The 13,517-nt window shown below is 69.9% G+C and carries 6 protein-coding genes; 4 read left to right on the top strand and 2 right to left on the bottom strand.

Annotation, left to right across the window (positions count from 1 at the left end):
* Positions 1-82 precede the first annotated feature (82 nt).
* Together ABD197_RS15745 and ABD197_RS15740 are read left to right on the top strand one after the other, a co-directional pair.
* Positions 83-1,585, top strand: a complete 1,503-nt coding sequence (locus tag ABD197_RS15745) for a LuxR C-terminal-related transcriptional regulator (RefSeq protein ID WP_344055927.1) — start codon at positions 83-85, stop codon at positions 1,583-1,585.
* A gap of 47 nt (positions 1,586-1,632) precedes the next feature.
* Positions 1,633-2,811 (top strand): thiolase family protein, encoded by a 1,179-nt coding sequence (locus ABD197_RS15740; protein ID WP_344055926.1) that lies wholly within the window; start codon positions 1,633-1,635, stop codon positions 2,809-2,811.
* 122 nt (positions 2,812-2,933) lie between these two features.
* Here ABD197_RS15740 and ABD197_RS15735 read toward each other — a convergent pair whose 3' ends face one another.
* On the bottom strand, positions 2,934-4,283 hold the full coding sequence (locus ABD197_RS15735; protein ID WP_344055925.1) for an HNH endonuclease: 1,350 nt from the start codon (positions 4,281-4,283) through the stop codon (positions 2,934-2,936).
* Positions 4,284-4,345: 62 nt separating this feature from the next.
* Between ABD197_RS15735 and ABD197_RS15730 the strand changes: the two genes are divergently transcribed.
* Positions 4,346-5,002, top strand: coding sequence for a histidine phosphatase family protein (locus tag ABD197_RS15730; protein WP_344055924.1), 657 nt, complete (start codon positions 4,346-4,348; stop codon positions 5,000-5,002).
* Positions 5,003-5,298: 296 nt separating this feature from the next.
* Positions 5,299-11,337: a pullulanase-type alpha-1,6-glucosidase gene (gene pulA, locus ABD197_RS15725; RefSeq protein ID WP_344055923.1), complete on the top strand. Its 6,039-nt coding sequence runs from the start codon at positions 5,299-5,301 to the stop codon at positions 11,335-11,337.
* A 241-nt stretch (positions 11,338-11,578) separates the two neighbouring features.
* Here pulA and ABD197_RS15720 read toward each other — a convergent pair whose 3' ends face one another.
* Positions 11,579-13,291, bottom strand: coding sequence for a choice-of-anchor I family protein (locus tag ABD197_RS15720; protein WP_344055922.1), 1,713 nt, complete (start codon positions 13,289-13,291; stop codon positions 11,579-11,581).
* Between the last annotated feature and the right edge of the window lie 226 nt (positions 13,292-13,517).

Here is a 13,517-nt window from a genome sequence, read left to right as displayed (position 1 = left end):
CCATCGAGGCCCCGGTGCCCGCCACTTCCCCCAGAATGGGGGAATCCGCGGATGGGGGGCCGTCCGCAGAAGGGGCGATGTCGTGCGCGATCTGGATGATCTCGACCGGGACCTGCTTGCCCGGCTCGCGCTCGTGGAGGTGATCACACCGCTGTTGGCGGCCGTGCTCGCCGAGGACGACGACGATCCCGCGGATGACGCCGTGATGGCGGTGGCCGGTCAGCTCGATCGCCTGAGGGCGAGCGGCGCCGTGGTCATCGACCCCGGGAGCGGTCAGACGGCCGTGGAGCCGGGTCTGCGGTCAGGGGCATTGACGCAGTGGGAGCGGCGCCCGGCGATGCGGCGCGGCCTGCTCGCACGGGCAGCCGTCTGGTACGAACGCGAAGGCATGCTGCTGCTCGCGATTCGCTGCGCGGCCGATGCGGGTGAGTGGCTCTTCGTCGGCGCACTCCTCATGCGCAGCGTCGCACTGCTGTTCGCGGGTCGTGATCGGGAAGCGCTGCTGATCGAACTCGATCGCATTCCGCGGCATCTAGCGCCCAGTGATCCCGCCCTCGCGGCGGCGCTGTCGGCGCTGGCGTTCTGTCGCGGCCAGCGGGAGGCGTTCCGCAGGGAGCTTCGCGTCGCCGTGCAGGCCGTGCGGGCCGCCGTCGCCCCGGTCCCGCCGCCGACGATCGCGGCCGTGCACATCCTGACCGCCGAGCGCGCTCTTATGGACGGGCAGCCGGAGGCGATGCTGATGAGTGCCCGCGCCGCCGTGGAGGCGGTGCGGATGCTGGATCCGGCCACGACGCCCGCCTGGCCGATCTACGTCGACGTGGCCGAGACGCTCGCGGGGCACGCCGAGCTGTGGGCGGGGTCCCTGGAGCGGGGCGTGCGGATGCTCGCGGACCGCCGTGGCGTGCCGCAGGCATCGGAGTTCGTCGCCGTGCGCGCAGACGGCTTCCGAGCGATCGGCTTGGCCCTGCTCGGCGAAGCGCGCAGCGCCGCGCTCGCGGCCGAGACCGCTCTCGCCCCCGCGCGAGCCCTCGGCTGGGACGATCAGCCGGTGACCGCGCCCGCGTGGGCAGCGAGTGCTCTTGCGGCCGCCGATGACGAGCGCGATGAGGACGCGCGCGTCGCGCTCGCCGCGCTCGCGCCCATGCGCGAGATGGGCGGGGTCGATCCACTGGTGGCTGTCGTCGCGGATCTCGCCGAGATCGAGCTGCTCCGTCGCAGCTCCGGGGAGGCGTCAGCGCGGTTGCGGATCCTCGCCATCGATTCGGAGGCGGCCCGATGGCGCGGCTCTGCGGAGCGGATCGCCGCATTGCAGGCCGCGCTGCGCCCTCGCCCCGACGCGCCCACCGTCGTCTTGACGGCCCGCGAGCGCGAGGTCCTCGCCCTCCTTCCCTCGCTGCTGACGATGGCTGAGATCGCTGCGCGCCTGTACCTGAGCTTCCACACCGTCAGACAGCATGCGAAGTCGGTCTACCGCAAGCTCGGGGTGAGTCGCCGCAGCGACGCCGTGCGCGTCGCCCGTGAGCGAGGGCTGCTCATCGCCGGCGACGGCGACGACGCCTCCCCGCGATCCATGTCGGCTCCGTAGGCTGGACACGGCGATGCCGCCGACCCGGCTCGCCAGGAGGCAGCGCCATGAGCCGCACCGCCGTCATCGTCGACGTCGTCCGCACCCCGTCCGGTAGAGGCAAGCCCGGGGGAGCGCTGTCGGGCGTGCACCCGATCGACCTCGCGGCGCTCGTCCTGCGGTCGGTGCTCGAGCGGAACGGGCTGGAGTCGACACAGATCGACGACGTGCTGCTGGGCTGTGTGAGCCAGGTCGGCGATCAGGGTATGAACGTCGCCCGGCACGCGGTCCTTGCCGCCGGGTTCGATGAGTCGGTGCCGGCCACGACGATCGACCGGCAGTGCGGGTCGAGCCAACAGGCCGCGCATTTCGCCGCGCAGGGGGTGATCGCCGGGGCCTACGACATCGTGATCGCCGGCGGGGTGGAGTCGATGAGCCGGGTGCCGCTCGGGTCGTCGCGCGCCGGTGGCACGCGCTCGCCGCTCCTTCGGGAGCGGTATCCCGAGGGGCTCGTGAACCAGGGCGTGTCCGCCGAGCTGATCGCCCAGCGCTGGGGCCTGTCGCGCGAGGTGCTGGATGCCTACGCGATGGAGTCTCATCGGCGGGCGGCGGATGCGGCATCCGATGGTCTCTTCTCGTCGCAGCTCATTCCCGTGGAGGTGGACGGCTCGCTCGTCACGGCGGATGAGACCGTGCGGGCGGAGACGACGATGGAGGGCCTGTCCGGTCTCGCGCCAGCGTTCCGGACGGAGGAGATGGCCGCCCGATTCACGGACGTCGACTGGCGGATCACCCCCGGCAACTCCTCACCGCTGACCGACGGGGCCTCCGCGGCGCTCATCATGAGCGAGGAGAAGGCCATCGAGCTGGGCCTCCGGCCGCGGGCGCGGTTCGTGTCGTTCGCCGTCGTGGGCGATGACCCGCTCATGATGCTGACCGGCCCGATCCCGGCGACGCGGCGTCTGCTGGAGCGCAGCAAGCTCACGATCGACGACCTCGACGCGTACGAGGTGAATGAGGCGTTCGCCTCGGTGCCGCTCGCGTGGGCGCATGACCTGCGCGCGGACCCCGAGCGGCTGAACGCGTGGGGCGGCGCGATCGCGCTCGGGCATGCGCTGGGGTCGTCCGGCACGCGCCTTCTCGGGACGCTGTTGGCGAGCCTCGAAGAATCCGGCGGTCGGTACGGACTGCAGACGATGTGCGAGGGCGGCGGGATGGCGAACGCGACGCTGATCGAGCGGCTGTAGCTGCTTCGCTCGGCGGTTCCCGCGCCCTCACGCTCACGCGCTCTTGCCCACGCGCTCGCGGCCCACGCGCGCTCCCGCCTCGCTGGTGCCACCGGCGGCCTCGCTCAGGCGGCGTAGTCGTATCAGGCGGCGTAGTCGTATTTGGCGCGGCCGCCGAGGCGCGGCGTGCGAGCCGGATCGACGTGGGGCGGAGGGATGAACCAGACTTTCGCGCTGATGCCGATTCCGTCGATCCGAATCTCCCACCCATTGTCGTGGATGCGGTGGTGACAGCTTTCGCAGAGACAGACGCCGTTGGCGAGGTCGGTGGGTCCAGCATCCCGTGCCCACCAGCGGATGTGATGGACCTTGACGTGTCCGGGTGGGACGCCGCACATCGCGCATCCGCCGTCTCGTTCGAGCAGGGCGAGGCGTTGGTTGCGGGAGAAGAGCCGTCGGGTGCGGCCCCAGTCGAGGATCTGCCCGGTGCCGTCGAGCACGCAGGAGATGATCTCGCCGGCGGCGGCCATCCGGCGGGCGGTGGCGACTGAGACCGGGGCGGTGATGCCGTCGATCGTGGCGTATCCGGTGCCGTTGATGAGGTTGTCGTGGTCGATGCGCACGATGACGGCGGCGCCCTGGAGCGGGAGGTCGGTCTGCGAGCATCCGAGCGCGTGTTCACACAGCCGCACGAGCGCATCGGCGTGCATCTGCACGACGGACCGGCGTGGGGCATCCGAGTCGGCGGTCCCGTCCCGCGGGTCATCCCGCGTGGCCCGCATCTCGGCCGACACCAGTGCTTCGATCGCGACCTTGACCGGGGCGCCGTGCTCGGGCGTGAGTCGCCCGGTGATCTCGAACATGCCGTCCACCTCGCGCATGATCAGCTGCTCGAGTCCGCGCTTCTCGTCCTCCCGCGGAGCAACCCCGTCGGGGTCGAGCCATGCGTCGGCGTGCACGAGCAACCGGTGCAGCTGATCCATCGAGAGCCCTGGCGCCTGCTCGGCCAGCGTCTTCTCGGCGACCTCGATCGCCTCGTGCCCGGCCCGCAGGGCGACACGGTCGAGAATGCCGATGATCGCCCCTGCGGCCTGCGCAGTCAGGCCCGCCTCCTGCAGTGCCGCGGCCACGTGCGGGTGGCGGGCGGGGGCCTTCTCACCCGAGAGGAGCTGCCGCGGCGCGGTCGCCTCACCGACCTTGACCAGTCGGGCGGCGTCCCCGGTCGACGTGCCCGCGGTCGCCGCGATCAGCGCGGTCGGGTTTCGGAATCCTTGCGTCTTGGCCAGACTCCCAGGTCCGAGCTCGGGACGGGACCGTCGCGCGATCTCGGCGGCCAGCTGCGCCCGGTCCGCGTCGAGCATCCGCTGCATGCGGCAGTACCGTTCGTTCACGGCCACGAGGTCACTGTCGCTGAGCGACGCGGCATCCGGCCCGCTCCACACGGCGCGCACGCCCTCGACCTCTGCGGGGAGGAGATCGAGCGCCCTGTTCATAGAACAAATGTACGAGGGGCCACCGACATCGCACGGGGCGCGGCGGCGGGTACCGTTGCGACATGTCCCTCGATGATCCGCTGCCCGACCGCCCCGCTCCGGACAACCCCCAGGGCAACCTCGTCCTGATCCGCCACGGCGAGACGGAGTGGTCGAAGTCGGGTCGTCACACCGGGCTCACCGACATCCCGCTCACCGCCAGGGGGGAAGACCTCGCCCGCGGCGCCGGTCGTCTCGTGGCCCGTTACGACTTCTCGCTCGTGCTGACCTCTCCGCTGGAACGCGCACGCCGCACCGCCGAACTCGCGGGTCTCGACGCCCAGATCGATCCGCTGATGGTCGAGTGGGACTACGGCGGGTACGAGGGGCGCACGACGCGCGACATCCGCGCCGAGCTCGGGTACAACTGGAGCGCGTTCACGCACGGCGTCATCCGCGGCGCGACGCCCGGCGAGACCGTGGAAGAGGTCGCCGACCGCGCATCACGTGTGCTGAACCGGGTTCTGCCCGCGATGGTCGAGGGCGATGTCGCGCTCGTGGCGCACGGGCACTTCCTGCGCATCCTCACGGCGGTGTTCCTCCGCATGGCACCGCGGTTCGGCGCGCAGATCACCCTGGACGCGGGCTCCGTCTCGGTGCTGAGCTACTACCGCGAGCAGCCCGCCATCGTGTCGTGGAACTACGGGCTGGTTCTGCCGCTGGAGCCCTCCGAGTCCTGACCCTCACGGCGTCGGCGTGCCCGGGGACTGCTGAGCGGGGCTGAAGGAGGTCGAATTCGGCCCGTAGTGACGACACTGGTCACGACCAGCAGTCTTTCGGCACCTCGGCGACCTCGGACACGGCAGATCCGAAACGACGGCGGCGCGCACGACCGTCGCGGCGTTGGGGCGGCCGGCCCTGCAAGCGCTTACACGTAACGCTGTAAGCGCTTGCAATCCTGTGGATCTCCTGTTACCTTCGGCTGAATCGCGCCGGGTACGCAGCCGTGCCCACTCCATCCCCCCAGGAGCCCCCCGTGTCGAAGAAGACCCCTGTTGTCCGCGCACGCCGGTTGATCGCCGTCCTCGCCTCCGCCGCACTGATCCTCACCGGAGCGGTCGCCGTCACCGCTCCGGCCGCCGCTGCCGACCGCACGTTCGCGCTCGTCGGCAGCCTCCAGAGCGAGCTCGGGTGTTCGGCCGATTGGCAGCCGGACTGCACCCAGACGAGCCTGCAGCCCACCGGCACCGAGGGCGTCTCCGCCGCTGAGTTCGAGGTTCCGGCCGGCTCCTACGAGTACAAGGTCGCCGTGAACGGCACATGGGACGAGTCGTACGGCCTGGACGGCGGTGGCGACAACATCCCGCTCACGGTCAACGGTCCCGCCACGCTGCGCTTCGTGTTCGACGACAACATCAAGCGCGTCGGCGTCGAGGCCACCAGCCTCGCCGCCGGTTACTCCGCCGCCGACGACGCCCTCGTCGCAGCCCCCGCCCGCCAGGCCGGCAGCGAAGAGCAGTTCTACTTCGTGATGACCGACCGCTTCGCCAACGGCGACGCCACGAACGACCTCGGCGGCCTCGAGGGCGACCGGCTCACCACCGGGTTCGACCCCACCGACAAGGGCTTCTACCAGGGCGGCGACATCGCGGGCCTGCGCAGCAAGCTCGACTACATCGAGGGCCTCGGTACCTCGGCGATCTGGCTGACCCCGAGCTTCAAGAACCGTCCCGTGCAGGGCGAGGGCGCGAACGCGAGCGCCGGATACCACGGCTACTGGATCACCGACTTCACCCAGATCGACCCGCACCTCGGCACGAACGCCGAACTCGAAGCCCTGATCGACGAGGCCCACGCCAAGGGAATCAAGATCTACTTCGACATCATCGTGAACCACACCGCCGACGTGATCTCCTACGAGGAGAACCAGTACACGTACGTCGATCAGGCGACGAGCCCGTATCGGGATGCCGCCGGCAACGTCTTCGACCCGGCCGAGTACGCGGGCGGCGACACCTTCCCCACGCTCGACGCCCAGACGAGCTTCCCGTACACCCCGGTCGTCGCGCCGGAGGACCAGGACCTCAAGGTGCCGGCGTGGCTGAACGACCCGACGCTCTACCACAATCGCGGCGACTCGACGTATTCCGGTGAGTCCACCACCTACGGCGACTTCAGCGGGCTCGACGACCTCATGACCGAGAACCCGACGGTCGTGAACGGTTTCGTCGACGTCTACAAGACGTGGGTCGACCTCGGCATCGACGGATTCCGCATCGACACCGCCAAGCACGTGAACTTCGAGTTCTGGGAGCAGTGGTCGCAGCAGGTGCTCGATTACGCCCACGCGTCCGGCAAGCCCGACTTCTTCATGTTCGGCGAGGTCTACGACGCCGACCCGGCGAAGCTGTCGCCCTACGTCCGCGACACCGACATGAACTCGGTCCTGGACTTCACGTTCCAGTCCAACGCCGCCGCGTACGCGAAGGGCGGCTCGGCTGCGCTCCTGCAGTCGCTGTTCGCCGGTGACGACATGTACACGACGCCCGATTCGTCCGCCACGGCGTTGCCGACCTTCCTCGGCAACCACGACATGGGGCGCATCGGCTACTTCCTCGGAGGTTCCGGCACCCTCGAGCGCGATGAGCTCGCGCACGAGCTCATGTACCTGACCCGCGGTCAGCCGGTCGTCTACTACGGCGACGAGCAGGGCTTCGCCGGCACCGGCGGCGACAAGGACGCCCGCCAGAGCATGTTCGCGACGCAGACGGCCGAGTATGCGAACCAGCCGCTCGTGACCGGCGAGCAGCTCGGCTCGACGGACCGGTTCGACACCGCCGCCCCGCTGTACACGCAGATCGCCGAGCTGTCGGCGCTGCGCAGCAGCCACACCGCGCTGCGCACCGGCGCCCAGATCGAGCGCTACGCCGATGACGGCCCGGGCGTCTACGCGTTCAGCCGTGTCGACCGCGACGAGAAGACCGAGTACCTCGTCGCCACGAACAACTCCGCCTCAGAGAAGACGGTGCAGATCCCGACGCTGACCGCCGACGCGACCTTCACCCCGCTCTACGGCGCGAGCGCTTCGGTCGCCTCGGGCGCCGACGGTGCGGCATCCGTCACCGTTCCGGCCCTGTCCGCGGTCGTGTTCACCGCCGATCGCACCGTCAGCGCACCGGCCGAGGCCGGCCCGATCACCGTGACCGCCCCGACGGCGGGCGCCGGGCTCAGCGGACTCGCCCCGGTCAGCGCGGACGTCGCCGACTCGACGTGGGCGGAGACGAGCTTCGCGTGGCGGGTCGTCGGCGACGCCGACTGGACCCCGCTCGGCACGGCGGAGGACACCTCCCCCCGCGTCTACCACGACGTCCGTGGCCTGGCTGCCGGCACCCTGATCGAGTACCGTGCGGTCTCGACGGATGCCGCGGGGCACCGTTCTGCGGCATCCACGTACGCGTCCGTCGGCAACGCCGTCACCGCGAGCATCCCCGAAGAGCCCGAGGTGCCGAACGAACCCGAGCCGCAGGAGCCGACCGTGTACGGCGCCGTGAGCGTCCCCGGCAGCTTCAACTCCGAGGCGGGGTGCCCGGGTGACTGGCAGCCCGATTGCGATCAGGTGCAGATGACCCAGGTCGACGGCATCTGGACCCTGACCCTCGACGACCTTGCCGCCGGCACGTATGCCTACAAGATCGCGACCGAGAAGAGCTGGGACGAGAACTACGGCGCGGGAGGCGCTCAGAACGGCAGCGACATCACCCTCACGCATGCCGGGGGCAAGATCACCTTCTACTTCGACCCGCGCACGAAGAACATCCGCTCGACGGCCGACGGCCCGATCATCACGCTCGCCGGCAACTTCCAGAGCGAGCTCGGCTGCGCGGGTGACTGGGATCCGTCGTGCCTGACGGCGATGATGTTCGACAAGAACGCCGACGGCACCTTCCAGTTCACCACCGACGACCTCCCGACCGGCTCGTACGAGGTCAAGGTCACGCACGGCCTGAGCTGGGACGAGAACTACGGCGCCGGCGGAGTCTCGAACGGCCCGAACATCGCCTTCACGGCGAGCGCAGGCAAGGTCGTGACCTTCCGCTACGTGCTCGCGACGCACGTCCTCACCGTCACGACGGTGGATCCGCCGCTCGCGGGCCTGGGCGAACAGCGCGCGCACTGGATCGACGCCGAGACGATCGCGTGGCCGGCCGACCTCGGCAGCACCGCCGCGGGCGCGACCTGGCAGCTGTACGCGTCGCCCGACGCGGGCCTGACCGTGACCGACGGCGAGGTCACGGGCGGCGACCCGATCGAGCTCACCCCGATCGACGGTGGCCTGACCGACGCGCAGAAGGACGAGTTCCCGGCGCTGTCGTCGTACCGCGCGCTGCGCGTCGAGGGGGCTGATGCCGCCACCCTGGTGAAGGGTCAGCTCGCGGTCGCGCAGCGCAACGCCGACGGGGGCCTGACCGCCTTCACCGGCGTGCAGATCCCCGGGGTGCTGGACGACCTGTACGCCGACGCGCTCGCCGATGCGAAGCTCGGCGTGACGTTCCAGGGCAACAAGCCGACCTTCCGGCTGTGGGCGCCCACCGCGCAGACGGCGACGCTGCTGACGTGGGATGCCGGTGCCGCCGGCGACCCGGTGCGTCACGAGGCGACGTGGGATGCGGCATCCGGAACCTGGTCCGTCGCCGGAAATCGCGACCTCAAGGGTGACGAGTATCTCTGGGAGGTCGTGGTGTACGCCCCGACCACCGGGAAGATCGAGACGAACGCGGTGACCGACCCGTACTCGGTGGCCCTCACGGTGAACTCCGAACGGTCGGTCGCCGTCGACCTCGCCGACAAGGCCCACAAGCCGAAGGCGTGGGAGAAGGCGAAGTCCCCGACGATCGACAAGCCGGTGGACCGTTCGATCTACGAGCTTCACATCCGCGACTTCTCGTTCACCGACGAGACGGTGCCGGCCGAGGAGCGGGGTACCTACAAGGCGTTCACGCACAAGGACAGTGCGGGCATGACCCAGCTGGCCCAGCTCGCGGATGCCGGGATCAACACGATCCACCTGCTGCCCTCGTTCGACATCGCCACGATCGAGGAGGACCGCGCCGCGCAGGCCGTCCCGGGTTGCGATCTGGCCTCCTTCGGCCCGGCGTCGCCGGAGCAGCAGGCGTGCATCAACGCGATCCGCGACGCGGACGGGTTCAACTGGGGCTACGACCCGTTCCACTTCTTCGCGCCCGAGGGCTCGTACGCGGTGGATCCGAACGGCGGCGCACGCGTCGCGGAGTTCCGTTCCATGGTCGGGGCGCTGCACCAGACCGGCCTCCAGGTCGTGCTGGACGAGGTGTTCAACCACACCGCCGAGTCCGGGCAGGGCGAGCGTTCCGTGCTCGACCAGGTCGTGCCGGGCTACTACCAGCGGCTCAACGCGGCCGGCGGTGTCGAGACCTCGACGTGCTGCCAGAACGTGGCCACCGAGCACGCCGCCGCGCAGAAGCTCATGGTCGACTCGGTGGTGATGTGGGCCCGCGACTACAGGGTCGACGGCTTCCGCTTCGACCTCATGGGTCACCACTCGAAGGAGAACCTGCTCGCGGTGCGCGCGGCGCTGGATGAACTGACCGTGAAGAAGGACGGCGTCGACGGCAAGGCGGTGTACCTGTACGGCGAGGGCTGGAACTTCGGCGAGGTCGCGAACAACGCGCTGTTCGAGCAGGCGACCCAGGGGCAGCTCGGCGGCACCGGGATCGGCACGTTCAACGACCGTCTCCGCGACGGGGTGCACGGCGGCAGCCCGGTCGACGGCTCGTCCACCCTCGAGCAGGGCTTCGGCACGGGGCTCGGCACCGACCCGAACGGGTCGCCCGTGGACCCCGCCGACCGCACGCTCGGCGAGCAGACCGACCTGGTGAAGCTGGGCCTCGCGGGCAACCTGCGCGACTTCGCGTTCGAAGCCTCGGACGGGACGGTCAAGACCGGCGCCGAGGTGGACTACAACGGCTCGCCCGCCGGCTACGCCGACCAGCCCGACGAGGTCATCAACTACGTCGACGCGCACGACAACGAGACGCTGTACGACCTCGGTGTCTTCAAGCTGCCCACGGACACGCCGATGGCCGATCGGGTGCGCATGAACACCGTGTCGCTCGCGACGGTGACCCTCTCGCAGTCGATCTCGTTCTGGCACGCCGGGACCGAGCTGCTGCGCTCGAAGTCGCTGGATCGCAACAGCTACAACTCCGGCGACTGGTTCAACCGGATCGACTGGACCGGGCAGGAGTCCACGTTCGGCTCCGGCCTGCCGATGGAGGCGGACAACGGCGAGAAGTGGCCCCTGATGGCGCCGCTCCTGGCGAACCCGGCGCTCAAGCCGGCGGCATCCGACATCGCCTCTGCCGAGGCGCAAGCGCTCGACCTGTTGCGGGTGCGCTCGGAGGTCGACCTGCTGCGCCTGGGCTCGGCGGAGCTGATCGAGCAGAAGGTGTCGTTCCCGAACGGGGGGACGGATGCCGCTCCCGGCGTGATCGTCATGGTGATCGACGACCTGCTCGGTGAGAACGTGGACCCGGAGCTGGAGGGCGCGCTGGTCGTCTTCAACGCGTCGCCGGATGCCGTCACCCAGACCGTCCACGCGCTCGAGGGCCGCTCGTTCGCCCTCACCCCGGCGCTGGCGAATGGATCGGACCCGGTCGTGAAGACGACGACGTGGGATGCCAAGACCGGCACGGTCACCGTGCCCGCCCGCTCGGTGGCGGTCCTCGTGGACGTCGAGGACGTCGACACGGCGGTCTTCACGGTGCCGAACAAGGCGCTGGTGAAGGCCGGGACCCCGGTGAAGGTCACCGGGCGGGTGCTCGCCGACGACGGCAGTGCTCCGGTCGGCACGGTCACGATCACCGATCGCGGCACGGTCATCGCGACGGCTGAGCTGACGGCCTCCGCGAAGGGCAAGGTCGACATCGCGCTGCCGAATCTGGGGCGCGGCATCCACCTCCTGCGGACGACCTTCACGGGAGCCGACGGCTGGCGCGACTCGCAGTCGCTGTTCGCGGTGCCGGTCGTGGTGTTCTAGCCCGGCGCCCGCCTCTTACGGGTCCCCCCGCCCGCCGAAAAGGCGCCTTCTCGCTCGAGAAGGCGCCTTTTCGCCGAGGTGGTCCCTTTTCCGTCGAGGTGGTCCCTTTTCCGCCGAGGTGGTCCCTTTCCGGCCGAGGTGGTGGGCACCTTCTCGGCGGGAAACCCACCTTCTCGGCGGGAAACCCACCTTCTCGGCGGGAATCCCACCATCTCGGCGGGCGGGCGGACAGGTGCGGGAGCTACCGGGTCGCGGTGACCGAGAACAGGGTGGTCGTGCCCGAGACCTCGTTCGCGACCGCCAGGAGCGGCTTTCCGGTCGGCGAGGAGGCTGCCGGGATGAACGCGAGGCCCTCGGGGCCGAGGTCGCCGGCGTCCGACAGCACCGCCGCGGGGTCTGCGGCGTCGCCGACGGACACCGAGAAGTCGCGGTTGTTCACGTACGTCACGAATCGGGATGCCGCAGGGTCGGTGATGTCGTAGACCATGACACCGCCCACTCGCTCCAGGCCGATGAACGCGTAGGTGCGGCCGTCGACCTGCCCGATCGCGAGGTTCTCCGGCTCCGGCCCCTTGTCGTCGCTGCGATTCTCCAGCGACGACGTCGTGTGGTTCGAGTTGAAGAACGCGGGGACGGCGGCGTGGGTGATGCGCTCGAACTGGTCGCCGGAGTCGAAGACCTGCTGCCCCTCGGTCGTCCAGATCGAGAACGAGCGACCCCCGAACGCGTACAGCGCGTCGTAGCAGCCCCGTGTGGCGTCGAGACCGAGTTCGCGGGTCACGTTCAGGCGGCCGAGATCGGCATCCTTCGTCAGCGCCGCCAGCGGGCTGTCCGCGCACACGGGCGCGACACTCGACTTACCGAGGTCCTTCACGCGCACCGGCTCCACGTACGAACCCCACTCGCGGGCGTCGCCTTCGTTCGCGGTCACGAGGAATGTCCGACCGGCGGCCGTGTACGCATTCAGACCGTCGGGCTGGTACATCCCCCAGAGGCCGGGGTAGGTCTTCACGGCGAAGCTCGGCGCACCGTTCGGGTCGCGGTCGCTCGCGTCGATCCCGTTGCCCGCCAGGCTCAGATCCTTGAAGCCGAGCGGCTGCACGGCCGTCACGATCGCACGGTTGAGGTCGACCACCGCGATCGCGTTCGCCTCCTGCAGTGCGACGTACGCGCTCCGCCCGTCGATGGCGACGTACTCCGGCTCGAGGTTGCGGCTCACCGGAAGGTCCGCGCCGTGCGGCGTCGGCCCGAAGACTCGCACGCTCTCCGGCAGCGTCTTCGATCCGCCTGCTTCGAACGCGTGGAAGTCCGCCGTGCGCACGTCCTTCTGCTGCGCCGCGCGCTTCTGGGCGGGGTTGAGCTTGACCACGCTGACCGACCCCTCGGGATCGACCGAGAAGTCATCCGCCGGCTCGCCCTCGTTCGCGACCACGGCGTACTTGCCGTCAGCGCTGATGGTCACCATGTCCGGCAGTGCGCCGACCGTGACCTCGCCGAGGACGGCGGACGCGGCATCCGGGGCGCCGGCGTCGAAGAACACGAGGTGACCCGGGTCGGTCTTCACGGGCGCCTCGAAGGCCACGACGCCCAGTCCGTCGGGACGGACGGCCACGGAGTTCGCGACGCCCGCGGAGGACAGGGAGAACTCCTGAGTGATCGCGGTGGGGTCGGAGGAGTCCAGGACGCTCACGGATCCGGCGCGCGCGTTCACGACGAACAGGCGATCGCGATACGCCGCGACGATCTCGGCCGCCGACTCGTCGAACACCCCCGTCTCGAAACTGCCGAGCGGCGACAGGCTCAGCGTGCTGCCGTCCGCGGAGTACGAGATCGGATCGGGCACGACGGCAGCGGATGCCGCGACCGGCGTCAGAGCGAGCACGCAGGCGATGGCCAGGCCGGTCGCCGGTGCGAGACGCCGGCGCGAGCGCAGGGCAGGAGAGGGAGAAGGCATCGGAATCCTCTGTGGGGACGAAGGGGGCACACGCGGACACGCGTTCTCCACTTCGTAGCGAGGACACGTGACCGTCGCGTGAACGGTCCTCGAACGAACGGAAGGCTGGATATCCTCGGATATACTCGGAAGTCCAGCTAAAGTGATCAACGTGCCAAAGGCGGTGCGAAGGGAGGCGGCAGAGTGTCGCAGCAGGCGGTCATCACACCGAGCGAATCGGTCACAG

The organism is Microbacterium lacus (assembly GCF_039531105.1).
In the GTDB taxonomy this organism is placed as follows: Bacteria; Actinomycetota; Actinomycetes; order Actinomycetales; family Microbacteriaceae; genus Microbacterium; species Microbacterium lacus.
The sequence above is the reverse complement of the archived record's forward strand: the minus strand, read 5'-3'. Positions and strand labels throughout refer to the sequence as shown.